This is a genomic window from Pseudomonas lijiangensis, assembly GCF_018968705.1.
Lineage (GTDB): Bacteria > Pseudomonadota > Gammaproteobacteria > Pseudomonadales > Pseudomonadaceae > Aquipseudomonas > Aquipseudomonas lijiangensis.
In genome coordinates, this window is sequence record NZ_CP076668.1 from 1,075,999 (window position 1) to 1,097,940 (window position 21,942).

Annotated in this window: 15 protein-coding genes; 2 read left to right on the plus strand and 13 right to left on the minus strand. The window is 56.4% G+C overall.

Going from position 1 to position 21,942, the window contains the following annotated elements:
* Window positions 1-83: 83 nt before the first annotated feature.
* The 4 genes from KQP88_RS04770 to KQP88_RS04785 all read right to left on the minus strand — a co-directional run bounded on the left by KQP88_RS04770 (window position 84) and on the right by KQP88_RS04785 (window position 2,581).
* Window positions 84-908, minus strand: coding sequence for an SDR family oxidoreductase (locus KQP88_RS04770; RefSeq protein ID WP_216704974.1), 825 nt, complete (start codon window positions 906-908; stop codon window positions 84-86).
* Between the two features lie 10 nt (window positions 909-918).
* Entirely contained in the window at window positions 919-1,383 is a 465-nt protein-coding gene (locus KQP88_RS04775) for a multidrug transporter (protein ID WP_200995186.1), read from the minus strand.
* A 111-nt stretch (window positions 1,384-1,494) separates the two neighbouring features.
* Window positions 1,495-1,941 (minus strand): hypothetical protein, encoded by a 447-nt coding sequence (locus KQP88_RS04780; protein ID WP_216704975.1) that lies wholly within the window; start codon window positions 1,939-1,941, stop codon window positions 1,495-1,497.
* Window positions 1,942-2,179: 238 nt separating this feature from the next.
* A complete protein-coding gene (locus tag KQP88_RS04785; RefSeq protein WP_216704976.1) occupies window positions 2,180-2,581 on the minus strand; it encodes a hypothetical protein in 402 nt (133 codons plus the stop codon).
* Window positions 2,582-2,927: 346 nt separating this feature from the next.
* Here KQP88_RS04785 and KQP88_RS04790 point away from each other — a divergent pair, with 346 nt between their 5' ends.
* Together KQP88_RS04790 and KQP88_RS04795 are read left to right on the plus strand one after the other, a co-directional pair.
* Complete coding sequence (locus tag KQP88_RS04790) at window positions 2,928-5,702, plus strand: RHS repeat-associated core domain-containing protein (protein ID WP_216704977.1); 2,775 nt, start codon at window positions 2,928-2,930, stop codon at window positions 5,700-5,702.
* Between the two features lie 999 nt (window positions 5,703-6,701).
* Complete coding sequence (locus tag KQP88_RS04795) at window positions 6,702-9,479, plus strand: RHS repeat domain-containing protein (protein ID WP_216704978.1); 2,778 nt, start codon at window positions 6,702-6,704, stop codon at window positions 9,477-9,479.
* A 157-nt stretch (window positions 9,480-9,636) separates the two neighbouring features.
* Here KQP88_RS04795 and KQP88_RS04800 read toward each other — a convergent pair whose 3' ends face one another.
* The 9 genes from KQP88_RS04800 to algK form a co-directional block, all read right to left on the minus strand.
* Window positions 9,637-11,088 carry a mannose-1-phosphate guanylyltransferase/mannose-6-phosphate isomerase gene (locus tag KQP88_RS04800; RefSeq protein WP_216704979.1) on the minus strand — a complete coding sequence of 484 codons (1,452 nt, stop codon included), beginning with the start codon at window positions 11,086-11,088 and terminating at the stop codon, window positions 9,637-9,639.
* 128 nt (window positions 11,089-11,216) lie between these two features.
* Window positions 11,217-11,885 carry an alginate O-acetyltransferase AlgF gene (locus KQP88_RS04805; protein ID WP_200995182.1) on the minus strand — a complete coding sequence of 223 codons (669 nt, stop codon included), beginning with the start codon at window positions 11,883-11,885 and terminating at the stop codon, window positions 11,217-11,219.
* Window positions 11,886-11,897: 12 nt separating this feature from the next.
* Entirely contained in the window at window positions 11,898-13,073 is a 1,176-nt protein-coding gene (locus KQP88_RS04810; protein WP_216704980.1) for an alginate O-acetyltransferase, read from the minus strand.
* Window positions 13,074-13,083: 10 nt separating this feature from the next.
* Entirely contained in the window at window positions 13,084-14,634 is a 1,551-nt protein-coding gene (locus KQP88_RS04815; RefSeq protein WP_216704981.1) for an MBOAT family O-acyltransferase, read from the minus strand.
* A 165-nt stretch (window positions 14,635-14,799) separates the two neighbouring features.
* Window positions 14,800-15,933, minus strand: coding sequence for a mannuronate-specific alginate lyase (locus KQP88_RS04820; protein WP_025258716.1), 1,134 nt, complete (start codon window positions 15,931-15,933; stop codon window positions 14,800-14,802).
* 8 nt (window positions 15,934-15,941) lie between these two features.
* Window positions 15,942-17,381, minus strand: a complete 1,440-nt coding sequence (locus KQP88_RS04825; protein ID WP_216704982.1) for an alginate O-acetyltransferase AlgX-related protein — start codon at window positions 17,379-17,381, stop codon at window positions 15,942-15,944.
* A gap of 14 nt (window positions 17,382-17,395) precedes the next feature.
* Window positions 17,396-19,000 carry a mannuronan 5-epimerase AlgG gene (gene algG / locus KQP88_RS04830; RefSeq protein WP_216704983.1) on the minus strand — a complete coding sequence of 535 codons (1,605 nt, stop codon included), beginning with the start codon at window positions 18,998-19,000 and terminating at the stop codon, window positions 17,396-17,398.
* Window positions 19,001-19,027: 27 nt separating this feature from the next.
* Window positions 19,028-20,536, minus strand: a complete 1,509-nt coding sequence (locus KQP88_RS04835) for an alginate export family protein (protein WP_025258719.1) — start codon at window positions 20,534-20,536, stop codon at window positions 19,028-19,030.
* A complete protein-coding gene (gene algK / locus KQP88_RS04840) occupies window positions 20,533-21,942 on the minus strand; it encodes an alginate biosynthesis TPR repeat lipoprotein AlgK (RefSeq protein WP_025258720.1) in 1,410 nt (469 codons plus the stop codon). Before algK ends, KQP88_RS04835 begins: the two co-directional genes overlap by 4 nt.

Sequence of the window (21,942 nt, forward strand, 5' to 3'; positions counted from 1 at the left end):
TTTTAGATGGCTGCCTGGATGACCAAAGCCCCTCATATGAGGGGCTATCGAGTTTCAGCGCGGCAGAAAGGGGCGGGAGGTGATTACAAGGTCGTGTTGAGGCCGAAGCGTTTTTTCAATCCGCCTTCCAGCAGCCCCTTGGGCAACAGCCATGACATCAGCGGCAAGACCCGCGAGCCATTGCCCAGACGCAGCAGGCGTGGCGGGTTTGCCTGCTGGATGGCCTTGAGCAGTTCCCGGGCGAAGTCGGTGGCGGGAGTCGGGTTGTCCTGGGAGGCTTTGGCTCTGGAGCGAATGCCTTCGCGTATGGGCCACCAGGGGGATTGTTCGCTGATCAGTTGTTCTGCTTCATGGGTGGCGTTTTTTGCGAAGCTCGAGGCGATGGCGCCGGGCTGTACTTCCATGACCTGAATCGAGAACGGTGCCAGTTCCAGGCGCAATGCATCGCTCAATGCATGCACAGCCGCCTTGGAGGCGCAGTAGGCTCCGGCAAAGGGAGTGACCAGCACGCCCGAGACGCTGCCGATATTCACCACCAGCCCTTTGCTGCGCCGCAAGGCCGGAAACAAGGCCCGGGTGACGCCCACCACGGAAAACACATTGGTCTCGAACTGACGCTGCATGGCCTCTACGCCACCATCGAGCAGCGGCCCCATCGCGCCATAGCCTGCGTTGTTGATCAGCACGTCCACGCCGACGCCTTGCCGTTCAAGTTCACTGGCCAGGTGTTCCAGGGCGGTGCTGTCATTGACGTCCAGTTGGATGGCGCTGAAACCGGCAGCATTGAGGCCTGCGACGTCTTCAGCCTTGCGTGCCGTGGCCCAGACGTCATAACCCGCGTTTTTGAATGCGTCCGCCAGAGCCCGGCCAATGCCGCTCGAGCAGCCGGTGATAAGTGCTGTAGGCATGTGGTTTTCCTTAATCCGAGAAGCTGCCTTGAAGGTGTTCGGGACGAAACTCCAGGCTTTGTGGGCGATAGCCCGGCCGCAAGGGAGGTAACGGCAGGCAATCCTGCCACTGACTGCCTGGCTGCAATGCACCGGGACCGCTGTAATGCGGTGCAGTGTAGGCGTCTTCAGCCAGGTTCACGGTGTCGCCGGGCGCATAGGCCGCTACACGCCAGCGCAGTTCGCGCAGGGGAACCTTGTTGGTATTGTCGATGAGCACCAGCAAGGGCTTGCCTGCCGGGCATTGTTGCGGCGCGTAATCCAGGCGTAAGCCCAGGCGTTCCAGTTGACGTGCTTCGCGGTTGTCCTGCCATATCACGACGGCGGCCACGATTCCAAGGCCGACAGCAGCCACCAGCGACACAGGCAAGGCTTTTGCCGGATAGCGCAGCAGCAGGATGAGCCAGGTCAGGATAAGCACAATACCGATCAGCATGATGCGCATCTCGTCAGCATGGAAGCTGGCATCCTACCGAAAGGCAGGTGGGCTTTACCAATGGCAGAGATAAATGACGAGATATTCCGTCTGACTCTTCATGCCGAAGCTCTAGACAATGCTGTACTCAATGGACTCTTTGCCTGCCACCCAGATATCAGGCGTTATGCTGAGAAAAACCTGAATCCTTGCCTTGTCACCTGGTTTGAACGCCTTGCGGATTTCGCTTTGTTTCACGACATCGATCGAATCTTTGCCTTGTTCAAGTTGCAGGCGAGTCGAGATGATGCTGCCACTGTTATCAGGAGTGGAAAATGTCATCAAGACTTCATGGAATGCCCCGTCCTCGAAACCCGGTAATACAAGCGTGAATCCTTTGTTGGCAAGGAGGGCGCTCAGTTCCGCGCGCTCGTTTGCTTCACGTATGTAGGGCTGTGTTACAGATTCGGAGACGGTCCCGTCACTCAGCGGTATCTTGAACTCTGTGATTTCAGATGGATTATCGGGGGTGTTGATCTCTACCGTTACGCCAGTAACGTCTATGCCTTCGCTGCTCATTTTGATTGCCCTGAAAGATATAACTGTATGGGTTGGTTATATCTATTGGTAATGACTTGCTGTCTTATTGCTACTCTTGTGCCAAGAGGCTTTGTCAAGTGTAGGAACTTTCAGTCAAGCATATTTAACGAGGCTTATGGCAGGGGGTGACGGACGGGGGGAGATGTAAGCTGTGAGCTACAAGCTACAAGCCTGCAATTGGTTTGAGTCTTATAGCTTGCCGCTTTCTTACCTGACTTTAGACGATTTTGTAATCGGGGGACTCTTTAAGCACCCAGATATCACCGTAGACCCTGAGGAAAACCCGGATCTTTGCTGTCTCTCCGGGCTTGAATCTTCCGACGATCTGTTCTTCTGTCACAGTATCAATCGAGGCTTGTCCCGATATGAATGGGATCAGGCTTGCGTTGGTTATGGAGCTATAGTCCAGGGTGGAGAACGTGATGAAAAGTTCATCGAAAGTCTCATCCTTGAAGGCAGGAAGTACCAGAGTGAACCCTCTGTTGGCAATACCTGCATCCAGCTCCAAGGTCTCGCCTGCTTCGCGTATATGAGGCATAGGTACAGCCTCGGATGGCTTGGCGTTACTCAGATTTATTTGCAGAGATATGGTTTCTGTTTTGCTTGCGGTAGTATTCATTTTAATATCATTTTTAATTGATTTTATAAAAAGTTTATGGTGTGTTTGTTTTTAATTGATATCTATGTGGCGGGTTTCCTTATATTTCTAAATCTTCGAGCAAGGTTAAGAGTCTCTGGGTAGGTATGTCTATTTTTGTTTGTGACAGAAAACGACAGTTGAGCTTATATGTGATTAATAGTTTCAGGGTGTTGGTGTTTGTTTTGCGAGAAGTTGCAGGTTGCAAGCTGCAAACTGCTGAGGCTTATAGTTTTAAGCTTGTAACTGCCGCCACCTATCCGAGTCTTTGCACCGGCCAGCAGGTGTTGAGCTAGCCTTCAAGCAGGTGCTCGCAGAGGTTCATGCCATGGATTGGCAGTTCGCCAACTTACATCGATACACGCCGACACTCGCGATTGTTGATCCGCGTCGCTTGGTCGTGCGCTCTGTCGCCTGGTACCGCAAGCAAGCCAGTGACGCGCCTGTCGTGCGTATCCATCGCTCGATCTTTGATCCTGCCGGTCGGCCGATTGGCAGTCACGATCCCAGGCTCTGGGAAGGTGACGCGCCGGCCAACCTTGTCAATATTCACTCCCTCAGCGCTCAGGTGCTGGCCTGCGAAAGCGTCGATGCCGGTTGGCGGGTTTCATTGCCGGGCGAACATCGTGAATCGGTGCAAACCTGGGACGGGCGAGGCACTGTTCGGCGCCTGGAGCATGATGGTCTGCTCAGACCAACAGGTGTTTTTGAAAATGACCAATGTATCGAGCGCCTGACCTATGGGGAGGTTGATTCGGCTCCCCGCAACCAGTGCGGCCAGTTGATTCGCCACGACGACCCGGTAGGCACGTGTTTGAATACCGAGTGTGCTCTGACCGGCGCAGTGATCGAGCAGACGCAGCACTTCCTCAAGGACCTCACTCAACTCGACTGGCCCGAATCAGAGGCCGAACGCGACGCCCTTCTGGAGACCGGCAGCGGCTCGACCACGAGCTGGGCCTATAACCCGCTCGGCGAGGTCATCGGACAAACCGATTCGCAGGGTAATGTTCAGCGCTTTGCCCAAACGGTGGCAGGTGAGTTGCAATCCTGCCATTTGCAACTCAATGGGCAGCCGGAGCAGATGCTGGTCAGCGATATTCGCTACGACGCCCAAGGCCGCGTCGAGTCGGAAACGGCAGGGAATGGCGTCATCACCACTGCGCGGTATGGCGGTGAAGATGGTCGGTTGCGTGAGCTGAAAGCGGCCCGCAACGCTGGCGAATCATTGCAGGATTTGATTTACGACTACGATCCGGTGGGCAATGTGATCAGTATCGAAGACCGCGCCCAGCCCATTCGTTACTTCGCCAATCAGCGCATCGAGCCGGTTTCGACGTATCAATACGACACGCTGTATCAACTGACAGAAGCCACGGGACGAGAGCTGGCGCCGGCCAATCACGGTCCCGTCTTTGCAGATTTCCAGAGCCCGCCAGACCCCACACAACTGGCCAATTACACACAGACCTATGACTACGATGCAGGCGGCAACCTGCAGCAATTAACTCATGTCGGGTCGCAAAATCATTCCAGAGCACTGGTGACCGCCAGGCATAGCAATCGAAGCTTGCCCGTGGTCAACAACCAGCCGCCTAGCGAAGAAGAGATTGCCGCAGCGTTTGACGCCAACGGTAATCTGCTGGCACTGCAAGCCGGGCAAGCCCTGAGTTGGGATTTGCGTAATCAGTTGCAGGAAGTAAGGCCGGTGGTGCGTGAGTCCGGCCTCGACGACAGCGAGCGTTACATCTACGACGCCAGTGGTCAGCGCCTGCGCAAAGTGCGTACGACCCAGGCCAAAGCCGTCACCCATCTGGCTGAAGTGCGCTACTTGCCTGGGCTGGAAATCCGCACCGATACCGCCACCGGAGAAACCTTGCAGGTCATCACGGCACAGGCCGGGCGCAACGGCGTGCGTGTTCTGCACTGGCAGGCCGGAAAGCCAGCCGAACTGAACAACGATCAATACCGCTACAGCCTGAACGATCATCTGGGTTCAAGCACCCTGGAACTGGATGCTCAGGCACAAATCATTAGCCAGGAAAGTTATTACCCGTTTGGCGGCACGTCATGGTGGGCAGGTCGCACTGCGATTGAAGCCAACTATAAGACTGTGCGTTATTCAGGCAAGGAGCGGGATGCAACCGGGTTGTATTACTACGGTCAACGGTATTACGCACCGTGGTTACAGCGCTGGAACAATCCGGACCCGGCGGGAGCCGTGGATGGGTTGAACCTGTTCTGTTTTGTCCGGAATAACCCGTGCAGCGGTTTTGATCATGACGGCAGGGGATATAAAGGTATTAACGATGAGATTGAGAAAGGAACAGAGCAAGATCGAGCGATTATATACCGGGGTTTGAAGGAGATGAAAAAAGCGGGCGAGAAGGGGTTGGTAGCGGATATTGATCTTGCTATCGAGAAAAGCTTGTTCCTGATGAAGCGTGAAGTGAATCGTTTGAAGAAGAATGATGTGTCCTCCCTTTTTAAATTCATTGGTATGCCACTTCCTGAGAATTTGAGTGATTCAAAAGGCTATATAGGGCATGTGATTAGCGGTTACGAAAAACTCATCAAAGCTATGTCTCGCTATCAGAAAGGTGGGGACTTGCGTGAGCAGTTTGTTTTTGTGAAAGACGTCGAGAATGAGCAGCGCTTAGCGCATGTGGGCAAGGATGATCCACACAAACGTATATTTTTTACAGGAAACTTTCGGGTGCAAAATCCCGTGTCAAAAATCGGAGTTCTCATCCATGAGATATCGCATCTTGAGTTGCAGACCAATGATGATTTTTATTACGAAAAAGCCTGGTCGTTTGTATCTATGAAGCCCGATACCGCGACCAACGCTTTGGGCAATACAATTAAGAATGCCATTGAGAAAAATGTTCGCTTACGAGAAGAGTACAAACCCAAGGGGCCTGGCGCTCCATCATTCAGAGCATGGTTGACCACTGTCGCGGATTTCTGGAGTGTTTATACCATGTCGCAAATAACGCCTGAAGAAAGTGCGAAGTTTCACAGCTTATCCAAAGACCGCTTCGTTCAGGTCCGGAGTAGAAGCAGTGACCGTCCTCCGCGTAGAGAGGTGTTGTGGCAGTGAGCCAAAAAACCCTCAACAACACCCTGCGGATGGGGATACGCAGGATGTTGCCGAGGGCCTGTTGCTCTGTCAGCGGCAAGTTGCAAGCTACAAGCCTCAAGCTACTTGAAGCTTCCAGCTTCCAGCTTGAAGCTTGCCGCTATCTTTTACCGTTCAATCGTCTGGGTTTTCACGCCTGCTTCCAGCCGATTGAGCGTCGAAGCAAAAACGTTCCAACTAATCGGTGTCAACAAATGCCAAGCAACGTTACCTGAATCTCGAGTGGGGATAAACAAACGGATTACTCTATGGGTAGTCAGTCCGAGGACTTTCGGTCATCGATCCGCGTCGTCTGGTTGTGTGCAGTGGCTTGTTATCGCCTGCACGTCAATGAGGTGCTTGCCAGACTCGCCGCTAAGTTTGTCAAGCAGTGAAAATACCCTAAATAGAGGACTGTAACGATCAGGGACGAGTTGTCAGGCATAGCCCATGCCTTTGATATTGCCAGTATGCTTTGACTGGCCATGAAAATACTGGCAAGTATGGAAGTAGAACTACTGAGGCTTGTAGTTCCTGGCTTGCTGCTATCTCCCTCCTACTGCTAAGCCATATCGAAGTGGATGAAGGCGATTCGGCAGTACCGGTGCCAGGGCATTTTTACTTGGAACACAATAATTATTACCCTATAAAGTTGCTGTGGAATACTTCTGCTCATGCCGTGAAATACAGAGTCTACAGGTGGTTCACTCTGATGGCAGAAGTCACCGGTACTGAATATCAGCCAAATGTCCAAGGCTATCATCGTTTTCATTTAAAAGCGGTTGATGCTGTGGGCAGGGAATCCAAAAGAACCGGACATGTATTCTTTTATCCGCCCAGTTAGGGCGGAGGCTGAAAGTTGGGAACTACACGTAATTTGAGGCTTCCAGCTTGCAGCTACTCAAACCGGTTATCCGAGGCTTTTGGCTGCCTACAGGTGCTGAACTAAGCTTCAAACAGTGATTCGTAGAAGCCTAAGCCATGGACGGACAGCCTGCCAACTTACATCGATACACGCCGACACTCGCGATTGTTGATCCGCGTCGCTTGGTCGTGCGCTCTGTCGCCTGGTACTGCAAGCAAGCCAGTGACGCGCCTGTCGTGCGTATCCATCGCTCGATCTTTGATCCTGCCGGTCGGCCGATTGGCAGTCACGATCCCAGGCTCTGGGAAGGTGACGCGCCGGCCAACCTTGTCAATATTCACTCCCTCAGCGCTCAGGTGCTGGCCTGCGAAAGCGTCGATGCCGGTTGGCGGGTTTCATTGCCGGGCGAACATCGTGAATCGGTGCAAACCTGGGACGGGCGAGGCACTGTTCGGCGCCTGGAGCATGATGGTCTGCTCAGACCAACAGGTGTTTTTGAAAATGACCAATGTATCGAGCGCCTGACCTATGGGGAGGTTGATTCGGCTCCCCGCAACCAGTGCGGCCAGTTGATTCGCCACGACGACCCGGTAGGCACGTGTTTGAATACCGAGTGTGCTCTGACCGGCGCAGTGATCGAGCAGACGCAGCACTTCCTCAAGGACCTCACTCAACTCGACTGGCCCGAATCAGAGGCCGAACGCGACGCCCTTCTGGAGACCGGCAGCGGCTCGACCACGAGCTGGGCCTATAACCCGCTCGGCGAGGTCATCGGACAAACCGATTCGCAGGGTAATGTTCAGCGCTTTGCCCAAACGGTGGCAGGTGAGTTGCAATCCTGCCATTTGCAACTCAATGGGCAGCCGGAGCAGATGCTGGTCAGCGATATTCGCTACGACGCCCAAGGCCGCGTCGAGTCGGAAACGGCAGGGAATGGCGTCATCACCACTGCGCGGTATGGCGGTGAAGATGGTCGGTTGCGTGAGCTGAAAGCGGCCCGCAACGCTGGCGAATCATTGCAGGATTTGATTTACGACTACGATCCGGTGGGCAATGTCATCCGCATCGAAGACCGCGCCCAACCTATCCGGTATTTCGCCAATCAGCGCATCGAGCCGGTATCGGTGTATCAATACGACACGTTGTATCAACTGACAGAAGCCACGGGACGAGAGTTGGCGACGGCCAATCACGGGCCAGTCTTCGCAGATTTCCAGAGCCCGCCAGACCCCACACAACTGGCCAATTACACACAGACCTATGACTACGATGCAGGCGGCAACCTGCAGCAATTAACTCATGTCGGGTCGCAAAATCATTCCAGAGCACTGGTGACCGCCAGGCATAGCAATCGAAGCTTGCCCGTGATCAACAACCAACCGCCCAGCGAAGAAGAGATTGCCGCAGCGTTTGACGCCAACGGTAATCTGCTGGCACTGCAAGCCGGGCAAGCCCTGAGTTGGGATTTGCGTAATCAGTTGCAGGAAGTAAGGCCGGTGGTGCGAGAGTCCGGCCTCGACGACAGCGAGCGCTACATTTACGACGCCAGTGGTCAGCGCCTGCGCAAAGTGCGTAAGACCCAGGCTAAAACCGTCACCCATATCGCAGACGTGCGCTACCTGCCGGGTCTGGAAATCCGCACCGATACCGCCACCGGAGAAACCTTGCAGGTCATCACGGCACAGGCCGGGCGCAACAATGTCCGGGTGCTGCACTGGCAGGGCGGAAAGCCCGCCGAACTGGACAATGACCAATACCGCTACAGCCTGAACGATCATCTGGGTTCAAGCACCCTGGAACTGGACAAGGATGCTCAGATCATCAGCCAGGAAAGTTATTACCCCTTTGGCGGCACCTCATGGTGGGCAGGCCGCACTGCGATTGAAGCCAACTACAAGACTGTGCGTTATTCCGGCAAGGAGCGGGATGCAACCGGGTTGTATTACTACGGTCAACGGTATTACGCGCCGTGGTTGCAACGCTGGATCAATCCTGACCCGGCGGGAGCCGTGGATGGGTTGAACCTGTTCCGCTTCGTTCGTAATTCACCTTTGCGCTACGTTGATAGTGAAGGCGCTAATCCGAACGATGTCATTGTTGCGCGGGGATTTTCTACGTTTACACCCCAGCAGCAAGCCAAGCTGAAGGATGCTGTTGATGTGGCTGTCGAGCTATTGCGGCTCACCATTGCTGAGCTGGGAAAAGATGAACCTGCCCACGGTGTTTCAAAAGCCTTTGCTGCAGCTTATGGTCGGGATCTATCTCCGGAATTAAAAGCGCTGACTGTAACGGGGACACGGAAGGAATTAAGCGTACAGAAAAATTTTTTGTCATCCCTTCTTGGTCCGGCAAGGTCCCGAAAGCTTGAACTTTTCGACACGGATACTGATGTGTTGGCCACAACGTATATGACTGATGAAATGTTCAGGAGGTTTTCCAGGATGCGAATATCCAGAAAGCACCTTGAATCACAACACGTGCTGATGGTTGCCCATACATTGATTCATGAAGCGTCTCACGCGGTTAGTGGCACAGTGGATGTTTTTTACAATGAAGACTTTTCTCTTAAAACTCAAGCCAGTCCGACAAAGGTGAAAACATGGTCAAAGAAAATCAGAAAAATTTTGAAGTACACCGTGCTGGATGGACCGGATGAAGGTGAGCTTGACATACGCGATTATCAAGAAACCATGAAGACTCTCGATGAAAATGCAGACACAGGGGAGCGTCGAGCAGAAGCATTTGGTGATCCCCGCATTCGGACTTCGTTATTACGAATGAATGCCGACACTTATGCTGGACTTGTCATGGCTTCAAGACTTCCGGCAAGACTGATGGCCAAGCGATTGCGAACTGAGAGGAGTCGAGAGGCCATGCGTCAGAGAATGGCATGACCGGCATCGATTTGAACCAATAAAAAACCCCCGGCAAACGTCTGCGGATGGGGATACGCAGATGAATGCCGAGGGCTTGTTGCTCTGTCAGCGACAAGTTGCAAGCTACCAGCCTCAAGCTACTTGAAGCTTCCAGCTTGAAGCTTGCCGCTATCTTTTACCGTGCAATCGTCTGGGTTTTCACGCCCGCTTCCAGCGCGCCGGAACGACCATACACATCTTCGTAACGCTCGATGTCGTCTTCGCCCAGGTAGCTGCCCGATTGGACTTCGATGATTTCCAACGGGATCTTGCCCGGGTTTTTCAGGCGATGGACCGAAGCGATCGGGATGTAGGTGGACTGGTTTTCAGTCAGCAGGAATACGTTCTCGTCGCAGGTAACCTGAGCCGTACCGGATACCACGATCCAGTGTTCGGCGCGGTGGTGGTGCATCTGCAGGGAGAGGCTGGCGCCCGGTTTGACCGAGATGCGCTTGACCTGGAAACGGCCGCCCATGTCCACCGAGTCGTAGGAACCCCACGGACGATAGACTTCCAGATGGTTCTGGGTTTCGCTGCGGCCCTGCTCGTTGAGGGTGTTGACCATCTGCTTCACGCCCTGGACCTTGTCCTTGTGGGCAATCATCATGGCGTCCTTGGTTTCGACGACCACGATGTTTTCCAGGCCGATCACCGATACCAGTTTGCCGTTGCCGTGGATCATGCAGTTGCGGCTGTCCTGGATGACTACGTCGCCTTTGGTGACGTTGCCGTTGCTGTCTTTTTCATGCACTTCCCACAGCGACGACCAGCAGCCGACATCGCTCCAGCCAGCAGACAATGGCACGACGCAAGCGCGCTGGGTTTTTTCCATGACGGCGTAGTCGATGGAGTTGTCCGGGCAGCAGGCGAAGGTCGCTGGATCGATTTCCACTGAACCTGCGTCCTGCTGGCTGCGCTCGAGGGTCAGCAGGCAGGTGTCGTAGATGTCCGGATCGTGCTTTTTCAGCTCTTCCAGGAAGCGGCTGGCGCGGAACAGGAACATGCCGCTGTTCCAGTAGTAACCGCCTGCTTCGACGAATTCGGCAGCGCGTTTTTCGTCTGGCTTCTCAACGAAGTGCGATACGCGGCTCACGCCTTCAGGCAGCAGGGCATCGGCGGTGGATTTGATGTAGCCGTAGCCGGTTTCAGGCTTGTTGGCCGGTACGCCGAACAGAACCATTTCGCCACGCTCGGCTGCGACGGTGGCCAGGGCCAGTGCGCGCTGAAGGGCTTTCTGGTCTTCGATCACGTGATCGGCCGGCATGACCAGCATCAGCTCGTCGTTGCCTTCATTGACCAGCATCATCGCTGTCAGGGCCACGGCGGGTGCGGTATTGCGCCCGAACGGCTCCATCAGGATGGCCTGGGTGTTGAGGTCCAGTGCTGCCAACTGCTCGTTTACGATGAAACGATGCTCCTTGTTGCAGACCACGATGGGCTCTTGCATACCCTCGAACACCAGACGCTCCAGCGTTTGCTGGAACAGTGTGTGTTCGCCTGTCAGTGCCAGGAATTGTTTAGGGAATTGTTTACGCGAAAGCGGCCAGAGTCGTGAACCGCTACCGCCTGACAAGATCACTGGAATCATTTTGTTTCTCCAATAGCATTCAATAAGTCAATAAGGGCTGTACGTGGTTTCTGTCGTTTCTGTCTTGTTCTTGTACTGCGCTAGCGGGTCCGTGGCTGACAGAGGCCATGAACCCGCCAACTTGATCTTTAGCGAGTTGCTACTGGTGGCTTGACCCACACTGGCGAGAGGTTGCTGCCGCTGCCGGTGATGTACAGCACGGCGGCTTCGCCACGCTCCAGGGCCACAGGCTTCACGTCAGTGACTTTCTTGTCGCCGTCGTACAGCGCCAGGCTGACTTTGACCGGGTTGATTTCACGCTCGCCGGTGCCTTTGGCGCCTACGGTCTTGACCACTTCGGTCTTGCCGTCGGCAGTCTTCAGAGTCAGCGACTTGTCGCTGAGGTTCTGTACGCGAACCAGAGACTTCTGCTTGTTCTTGAACGGAGCTTCTTCAACCAGTTGCGGCTTGCCGCTGGCGTTGTTGACGATGGTGTAATAGTGATCACCCGCCAGTTTCACCGGCAGGGTCTGGCTGCCCAGCTTGGCGGTGTAGTCGCCCTGTGGCATGAAGCTGAACGCGGTGCTGCCCAGTGGCGCGACTTCGTTCAGGTTGGTGTTGCCGACGCTGGCGCTGATCTCGGCGTTGCTGGCGTTGTAGACGCGCACGAAGGTCGAGCCTTTCGGTGCGGTCGGGCCGTAGAGGGCGGAGTCACCGGCAAAGGCTTGCAGGGACATCAGGCCCAGGGTTGCAGCCAGCGCGCAGGTTTTGAACAGGCTTTTCTTGGCCGAACGATTTGGAGTGTGCTGTAGGGTCATAATTGAGTCCTCTCAGTTTTGCGCCTGGTCAGGCGACTCGGATTGTTTGGTGTTAAGGGCCAGGTTCTCTTGGCTATCACGTGACTTTTTCAACTCGGCGATCCACTTTTGATCGAACTCGCCAAGGTCGTTATGAGCAGGCAGATAACGCTCCGGGAACTCCCAGATAACCACTTGTGGTGGAGTGGTCTTGAACGCATCGGTTTGCAGATACTTGAGCATCGGCAGAATCGGTCCGTGACCGTCTTCTGCATAGTTGACGACGTCGCTGCGTAGTGCCTGCTTCAGTGCGCCGACGAAGTTCCAGTTAGGGTTGGCGCTGTAACTGGTGCCAACCAGGCCAACAGGAATTTCGGTGTCTGCAAACAAGGCATCATCACCGGCAGCAGTTCCTTCGACAGGATTTGTGCTGCGTTGTTGCAAATCATCTGGCTTTGGAAGCAAATTACTGAACAGCGGATCCAGTGGCAGGAAGTTGGTCAGGTCGCCTTTGTAAGGCGTTGCTTCTTTGGCCTGAGTAACGAATTGCTCGGGTTCACCTTCCAACGGAGTCTTGCTGGAAATCGCGACACCCAGTTGCTGCGCGGCCACTTCTGCACCCATCGGGGTCCAGTGAGTGTCGGTGCGCAGGAATACCTGGCCTTTCTGCTTGGCGGCCTGCAACGGCGCCAGCAGGTCAGGGGCGAAGATGCCGGCTTGCGCGACCTGCGCATGGAATTGCTGGTACAGGTCGGTGTGCAAGGTGGCCGGTTTTTTATCGCCCATGTGCTCGGGATACAGACGGGTCTTGGCTGGAACAATCGCCAGTACCAGTTCCGTACCCTGCTTTTTCAGCTCGTCGCGTACGCCCTGGATAATTGCCAGGTTGTCCGCTTCGTTTTTCTCGCTATTGGCAATGGCATCGAACTCTTCGTCGGTGTAGAGCCACTGGTCCTTGCCGACCACGACGCCTGGACGGCCTTCGTTGAACAGCTTGAAGTCCAGGGCAGCCCAGAGGTTGGTGCCCAGGCGCTTGATCGGGAACTCATCGTCGTAATGAGTTTCCGCCGCCTTGGTCCACTTGCCGTCGAGCACTGTGGTTTCAGCCGAGGTCGAGAAGTTGCTGAAACTGCGCAACGACCAGATACCCAGGATCACCAGCAGTGACATGAACAGCGTGACGTAGAGGATTCGTAATGAACGGGTCATGTCAGGCTCCTCAGAACTGGAAGTAAAGGAACGGCGAGAAGCTCTGCGCCGAAAGTTTGAGAATCGAAGCGATGAACAGCAGCAGGATCAGCGCACGCATGGCGTAGCGAGACCAGTCGGCAGTCCAGTAGGCCGGTTGCACCTGGGCGTTGGTACCGACGGTGTAGCCAGGCAGGTTGATGCTGCCAGGTGCGTCGCCAGGTACTGCCTTGATGGTGCCGGGCTCTGCGGTCGCCGGGCCGTCTGCCTTGGGCTTGTCGCTTTCCGAGCGGCCCTGGTAGAAGTCGCGCAGACCGAAGAACGCCAGCGTTGCGTAGGCCAGGACCAGCGTTGCCACTTGAATGCCGGTCAGGCTTGCACGGTTGAGTTCCGACAGGTTCCAGTCGCCGAAGCTGAACATGGCGCTGTACATGCGGCCTGCAACGTGCAGGTTTTCAGCACGGAAGATGACCCAGCCGATAACCACCAGCAGGAAGGTCAGTGCCCAGCGGATCGGGTTGAAGCTGTAAGGCTTGGTGTTGATGCCTACCGCTTTTTCGATCGCCAGCCACATGCCGTGCCACGCACCCCAGATCACGTAAGTGATGTTCGCGCCGTGCCACAGACCACCCAGCAGCATGGTCAGGAACAGGTTGCGATAGGTCGCGATTTTGCCGCCACGGTTGCCGCCCAGCGTGATGTACAGGTAGTCACGCAGCCAGGTGGAGAGGCTGATGTGCCAGCGACGCCAGAACTCGGTGATCGACTGGCTGATGTAAGGCTGTTTGAAGTTTTCCATGAAGCGGAAACCCATCATCAGACCCAGACCGATTGCCATGTCGCTGTAACCGGAGAAGTCGAAGTACAGTTGTGCGGTGTAGGCCAGTGCACCCAGCCAGGCATCGCCTGTGGTAGGGTTTTCCAGTGCGAAGCAATGGTCGGCGACAATGGCCAGGGTGTCGGCGATGAACACTTTCTTGATGAAGCCCTGCATGAAGCGCGTGCAGCCTTCGGAGAACTTGTCCAGCGTGTGCGTGCGGTTGTTGAACTGGTCAGCCAGGTCACGGAAGCGCAGCACAGGGCCTGCAATCAGGTGCGGGAAGATCGCAACGAATGCAGCGAAGTCGATCAGGTTGCGCGTGGCCGGTGTATCACCGCGGTAGACGTCGATGATGTAGCTGATGGACTCGAAGATGTAGAACGAGATACCGATCGGCAACAGCACGTGGGTCAGGATGAAAGGTTCCAGGCCCATCGAGGTCATGGCAGCGTTGATGCTGTCCACACCGAAGTTGGCGTACTTGAAGTAGCCCAGGATACACAGGTCTACGCCCACGCCGAGCAGCAGCCAGCGCTGTGCCGGTTTGGTCCTGACTCCACTGGCCCCGATCTGCAGGCCGATCCAGTAGTTCCAGACAGTGACGGCGATAAACAGCGCCAGGAAGTCCACACGCCACCAGGCATAGAAGATGTAACTGGCGATCAGCAACAGCAGGTTGCGGTAGCGTTGCCCGCTTATGTAGTACAAGCCGAAGAAGATCGGCAAGAACAGAAACAGGAACACGTTGGATGAGAAAACCATCCTTATCTCTCCGTTTGTCCAACATTCAAGGGCTCAAAGCCCCCCCAAACCCCCCATGAAATTCGGGGGGAATACTGCATTTACCTGTGCCTGTTCTGTGGGAGGGAGCTTGCTCGCGAACAGCTCAGTCGCGAGCAAGCTCCCTCCCACAGAGCCATGCGTGAATCACGAACCGCCTTTGTCACCTTTGTCATGGGACGGGTCGTAGACTTTGGTCAGGTCGCCGCCCAGACGGAACGTCTTGAACGGTTGCATCTCATGCTTGTGTTCGATCACATCCGGGCTGCAGCTGTAGAGCGAGCAGAACGGTTCGAGCCAGGCGAATTTCGGATCTTTTTTCAGCTCGCTCATGTCCTGCTTCACGCCACCGCGGGAAGAGAAGTCGTCAGGGTCCTTGACCCCGGCGAGTACGCGGTCACCCAGGCGTTTGAGCGCGCCGTTGTTTTCGTTACGCAGATCGATGCCATTGGCCAGGGAGAAGCTGGCGATCATGGCCAGCGGTGGCAGGGCGTAGTTGTGATACGCCAGTGCGCGCTGACGACGCTTGACTTCGTTCGGCAGGAAACCGTCCTTGTCGATCTGGAAGGCAGCGATCTTGTATTCCTTGATTGCCCAGTCGAACAGGTCGCGGCGGTTGGTGGCGACAGCGGTCGCCATCACCGACCAGGCGGCCCAGTACGAGTGGTTGTTGATCTTCTCCATCGGCAGGTTGCTCCAGTCACTGACCACCTGGTCGGCCAGCTTGCTGAACCAGGCTTCGATGACTTGAGTCTGCTGCTGACGGTTGGCCAGCGGGCGCGACTCGGAGAACTTCAGGTGCAGATAGGACGAGGCCATGCTGCCCAGTGCCCATTTGCGCATGGACTTGCCGGTGTGGTTGAACTCACGGGACTCCAGTGCATCGGCCTGGGCCCAGGTGGTGAGCATGTTCAACGCACAGTCGAGTTGTTCCGGGCGGCCGTCACGCATGTACTGCATGACGACTTTGCTGATACCGCGCTCAAGGGTCGTGATGTCTTTGGTTGCATCGCGAAATGCTTCTTCGGACTCTTCATTGAGCGTGGCCCGAGCCTTGTCGGAGCCTTCGTACTTGCTGCGAAACACCAGCTTGTCGGTGTAAGGCTTTGGCACGGCTTCACACTGGAAATCGTGGCTGCCGGTTTTCATTTTCTCGATAGGCGCCAGGTAACCCTGGGGGGGAACCAGCGCCGTGGTGGCGGATGCGCCCGATACCCATGCCATCGATGACAGGATTGCCATAGACAGCAGGGTAGGGCGTATCAGTTTCGGAGTCTGCATAAGTCACCTCATAGTCCGGCTTGAGCGGTGTGTTGCGCGCCGCTTGGGAACACATTGCGCTTGCATACTTTTGCTTCGACTTTCAGTGGTTCTGTTCCGGCTTCCGGGCCCTGGATTTCAAGAGCGAGCAATTGTTGGTTTGCCCAGTCTTCGTCCTCACGCAATTCAAAGGCGAAACGTCCGTCGGTATCGGCGGTGTCCGGCTTCTCGATTTTCAGGTCCTCGTGACGACCGTTCATGTACCAGAGTCTGGCCTGAAGGGTTTTCACCGAGGTGTCGTCGAACTTGATATCGATCTGGTTCTGACTGTTGCGGATGTCCTTGATGCCATTCTTGCCGTTGACCAACACTTCGTTGTTGCCCGGCTTGAGAGTGGTGCTGGCGCTCATCACCGCAGGCTTGCCTTCGCAACCGTTATCCAGCAGTGCCATCATCTGGCGGTAAATGGTTTCCTGGTCCAGGCGATACAGCGGCGAGAATTCCCAGATCAGGATCTTCGGTGGACGCTTCTGGAAGTCTTCGCTGCCCAGGTACTGCAGCATTGCGCCTTCCAGACCGCCACCAGGGAACGCCACGTTCAGCACATCGGCACCGATGTATTCCTGGAGGAATCCACCGAAGTTGTAGTTCTTGCCGCTGTGACTGGTACCGACCAGGGTGATTTCCGGGTTGCCGGAATCGCCGAACAGATCGCCGTCACCTGCTTCGCCCTTGGGCTCGGTGGTGAACTGATCCATGTACTGAATCGCGTAGCTGGTGCCGCACAATTGACCAGCCATGTTGTGCAGGGTTCCGGTCTTGCCCATGCGTCCGGACTTGTGACTCTCGAATTCACGCTTGGGAATGTCGGCGTAGCCCGGAACTTTCTTCACGGTTTCGGAAACGATTTTCGCAGTGCGTTGTGCGCCGTACGGTGTCCAGTGCTGGTCGCCGCGGAAGTAGAAATCATGGGCCTGTTGCTCGTTGGTCAACGGCGACAGGTCGGGCACCCAGTAGCCCATCTTGCTGAATCGACCGAGCATGGCCTGATAGTTTTTCAGGGCCTTGTCGTAGTCGAATTTGTCGCGATCGGCAGGAAACAATTTGTTGCGATCTACCAGGCCGCGAGTCGGCTGATAGACCATCACCAGCTCCACGCCCTTGCTCTTGAAAGCCTCGTGCAGTTCTTTCAGGCGACGATAGCCGGCGGGCGTCGTGTCGAATTCGGTACGCAGGTCTTCCTGGGTACGGAACAGCCAGTCGCCCTCGGCCTGGATCAGGGTGGTGAAGTTCTGCTGATAGCGCGTGGTGTAGTTCTTCGCGTCATGGGCAGCAGGGCACAGGCTGCAGCAAGGCTCGGCCGTAAAGGTCGGCGCTTGCGAGTCATCTGCGCGAGCCGCACCAGCGGCGGCCATCAAGGCGGCGGTCAGGCTGGAGAGGCTCAATAGCTTGATCAGTTTGGCGTGCATAAAAATACCTTTCCTCATTCCCGCAGTTCGGTCTGGCTTTCAACGGGGTCGATCAATACGGCTTTCTTCTGACGTATCAGCAGGTCAAGGATCTCGTCCTGACGTTCACCCAGGATGCCATTGAGGCTGATGCCTACTTGTTTGGTCGGGGCGAGCATCGATACGCGATAAAGCTCCACGCTCAGGGGCGAGTCGATGGACAGCGGGCCGGAGCCGTTGCTGGTCAGTTCGCCACCTACCAGGATCAGCGACACTTCGGCGTCGAAGGGGTCCAGGGCGATGTCGCGGTCGGTATTGGTCAGGTCCTTGATGTGTCCGTAGACGCCCATCAGGCCGTTGGCCATGGCAACGTTTTCATAGAGCTTGATGTTCACGCTGTTACGCACGCGGATACCGTGACGGCGGTTGGCGATGACGCGGTTGCCCCACAGCAGGTTGTTGCCGCTTTCGTACAGGGTGATGCCGTCGGTGTGGTTCTGGTAGATCTCGTTGTAGGCGACGATGTTGTTGACGCTGTTACGGTCCAGTACCACGCCCGAGAGTTTGTTGTTGTGGCTCTTGTTGCGGAAGATGAAGCTGTTGTCCACTTCCCGGGAAATGATGATCCCGTGCTTTTTGCGGGTCCCGTAGACTTCGTTCTCGGCAATGATCAGGTTGTGCGAGCGGTCATGGGGGTCAATGCCATAGACAATGTTGTCTTTGTAGGTATTGCCCTTGACCACGAAGTCGCGGGTCTCGTAGCAGTAGAAGCCGTACCACAGGTCAAAGAACTCCGAGTCGACAATCCAGCCGGTCGGCTCGGGGCGCTTGAGGATCTTCGCGGTGTTGGGTGTGTACTGGGAAATACTGATGCCGTAGGACTTGCTCTGGTCATAGCCCATGCTCGACATCTTGGTATTGGCGATCCAGGTTTCGGAACCGCCCCAGGTCAGTAGGAATGGCCGGAACTCGTCAGGCTTGCGATACAGCGCCAGACCGTTGCGTTCTTCACTCCAGGCGTCGACCTTGGTGTGAGTGATGAGCAACTTGCCTTCGCTGACCAGGAACGAGCCTTTCTCCTGAGACAGGCGCAGTTCCCGGGTTCTCTTGTCGATCTCGAAGATGCCGGTTTCCTTGACCAGGATCGGCAGGCGAGCGATGTACACGCCTGGCGATACTTCGCTCAGAAACTGCTTCGGCACTTTCTTGGCCAGGTCCTGCAGGCTCACATAACCGTCGGAAATCATGATGGCCTGCGGGATGCCGCGTTGGCGGACAACCCATTCGGCCATCTTGTTATCGCCGCCGATGAACTCCTTCAGGCCCGTTTCTTCCATCATGCGCGCCACGGTGACTTTACCCGGCTTGCTACGATCGATCTTTTTCAGGGCCGCTTCAGCGGTGTAGCCGCTGATGTCCGGCAGTACAGGCTTTTCCATCGCCAGCGGCTCGATGGGCGCGCTGCTGACGGTGTAGCTCTTGGCCTGTTGCAGCTCCTTGACGATCGCCTGGGAGGCGACCGGCGCAGTGTTGGCCAGCGCAGCAGTGCTGGCCATCAGCAGTGCGCTGCTCAGCACTGCGCTTTCGAGCAGGGCGTGAGGCCAGGTGCGGTTACGCACATTGCTTGCTTGACTGTTCATCTCATCGCACTCCTTTGGCGGTTCGCATCAGAAGCGCCAGATGACGTCGACAATGGCGCGGTGCATGTATTCATCCACGCCGTTGTGGTAAGCGTCGCCGGGCTTGAAGACACCTGCACGCAAGCGCACCAGTGCCGAAGGTTCGTCGATCGACTGGCTTACCGACGCAGGCAGCAGGCCCTGTTTGAAATACTTGGTGACGACCAGATCCATTTCCTGACCCAGATCCTTGCGGCCGTCTTCCAGCGGCAGGGAACTGAAGGTGTTGGTCGGTATGCCGTTGGCATCGACGATTTCGCGATTCGGGTTGATGCCCGCGCCGCCGATACCCGAGTTGCCGTCCACGCGACGGAACTTGTGGTAGATCAGGGACGCGTCGTATTCGTCGTTCATGCGCCACGAAGCGAACAGCGAGCCGGTTTCCACGTTGGCCATTTCGCCCTGGAAGGCTTCACCGAAGCGGTGAATCCGCGAGCGGGTGCCGGTCCAGTTGGAGCGGTTACTTTCCAGACCGTTCTGGACGTAGTCCTTGCTGGCGCGCGAGTAGGCGGCACCGACTTGCCATTGCGGATCGAGACGCAAACGAATGCCCAGGTCCGTGGCCCAGCCATTGAGGTCATTGCTGGTTTTCTGGCCGGCAAGGTACTGGTCGGTGGCCGGGTTGTAGATGGCACCGATTTCGTCGCGATTACCGGTCATCGCGGTCAGGCTGCCCCAGTAGTTGACGGTGTTGGTATTGCGATGGTTGTAGGCATCGCTGTCAGCCGTCAGACCCAGCCAGGTCAGGTCGCCATTGGACGTCTTGTCCAGATCGTCCAGGACTTCGTTCTGGTTCTTGAGCTTGCCGTCGTCCTGGCTGTGGTGGGCACGGATACCCACCCATTGGCCAGGTGTCCACTGGTAGCTGGCCGAGCCGAACAGGTGCAGGCGGTCTTCATCGTCCGGAGCCAGTTCGGTCAGGTCGGTGCGGTATTCGCTGAAGCGTTGTGCAGCGCCCAGTTCGGCACGCAGCAAGGTGGTGTCGAAGGTCCAGTTGATGGCTTCGATGTTGGTGTCGTGCCACTGACCGTCATCGTTGCGCAGACGCTGGCGACCTACCTTGAGGATTTCGCCAGGGTAGGGCGTGAAGCCGCTGTAGCCGATCCAGAATTCACGCAGTGCCGCGTAGCTCTTTTCGACTTCGCGCTCGCTGGAGTTGCCACGGGAACGCTGGGTGCCGGTTTCGCCATTGTTGGAAGTGGTGGTCTGTTCCAGCGGGTCAGTCTGGATGGTGTCGGTGGCGGTAACCACCTGGCCCATGGCGTAAGCGCTCCAGTTGCCGCTCTGGCCGTAGACCCATGGACGCAGGTCCAGACCCAGGCCCTGTACGTCACCGCCGGAGCGGGTGCCCAGGTCGCGGTCGTCTTCGGACTGTGCGCTGACCTTTACTTCGATACCGAAATTCTGTTCTTCAGTCAGCGCAGCCAGTGTCGGGCAGGCCCACAGCAGAGTAAAACCTAGGCCCATGCCGGCGGCCATCAGGGGATTCAACTTCATAGCGCTTCCTCACCGTCTTTTTCTTCTGTCAGGGTCTGAACCAGTACGTTCTGTCTGGCTGTTACGCCCCGAACCTTTTGTTCGCGTTGCAGCAACCCTTGGGCGGCGGCGCGTTTTTCAGGCGGTAGTTGAGCATCCAGTACCTGGGCAAGCTCGGTGGCTTGCGGTGTGCCTTGAGCCAGTGCCAGCTGGCCGAAGACCCAGGCGTTGACCGGATCGGGCTTGGTGCCCTTGCCTTGTGAGAACAGTTGCGCGATGGCGAAATCGGCGCTGTTCTGGCCGCCACGGGCGGCGGTCAACAATTCATCCAGAGCCTTCTGTGGGTAGACTTCACCCAGATAGCCGCGACGGTAGATCTGACCCAGGTAGTAGTGGGCGGAGAGTTCGGTCGCTGCGGCTTTCTGCAGGTGCTCTTCGGCTTTCTTCGCGTCGGCCGGAACCCACTTGCCTTCGTAGTAGAGACGGCCCAGCAGCAGTTCGGCGCGGGGTTGATCCGCAGCGCGACCGTTGTCCAGGTATTCCATCATCTTGTTCACGTCACCCAGTTCAGGGAAGTCGTAAAGCAGTTTGGCCAGGGTGACCCACGAAATCGGGTAGCCGGGTGCGATATCTTCCAGCAGTTGCTGGGCCGTCTTCTCGTCCGGAGTACCGATCTGGCTGTCACCCAGCACGCGGGCTACGCCGTCCACTCGCTGAGCACCGACGCGACCCGAGGCATGTGCGCTCTTGAGTTGCTCGATCAGTGCTGCCTGCTGCTCGGTCTGGCCGCGTTTCTGGTAAACGGTGGCCAGTTCGACGTAGCAGATATCGGTGCTGTTGAGTGCCTGCTTGCAGATGCTTTCGACTTCATCCAGGTGCTGGTCATAAGTGCCCTGGGTGCGATACAGCAGCACCTGGGCCAGACCGGCTTCCGGATAACCCGTGGCGCGCCACTGGTTGATCTTCTGCTGGGCATTCACGTTAGGGAAGCTTTGCGGGTATTGCAGGTAAAGCATGGCCAGCGGCAGCAGGGTGCCCGACTCACCATTGGCAAATGCCTTGGTGAGCAGCGCTTCTGCTTCGTGGTGCTCGGCCACTGTGGCATCGGGCTTCACGGCCAGCAGACGCCCCAGACGCGATTGCGCCCGAGGTGACGTTTCGGCAGCGGCACGATAGGTGGCCTCTGCCTCTTTGAGCTGAGCCGGATCCCCGGTGCTGACCTGGATGTCGGCCAGGCCGACTTGTGCATCGCTGTAGCCCAGGTCCGCCAATTGCCGATAGTTCTGCTGCGCCAGTGCGGTGTCGCCGTTTTTAAGGGCTTCATTGGCGAGGCGTTGATCGGGCAGGCCGGCACAGCCGCTCAGGCCGATCGCGACGGCGAGGCTCAATAGCGTGGGGGTCGACAGGCGTCGTAGTGGGCTGTTCAT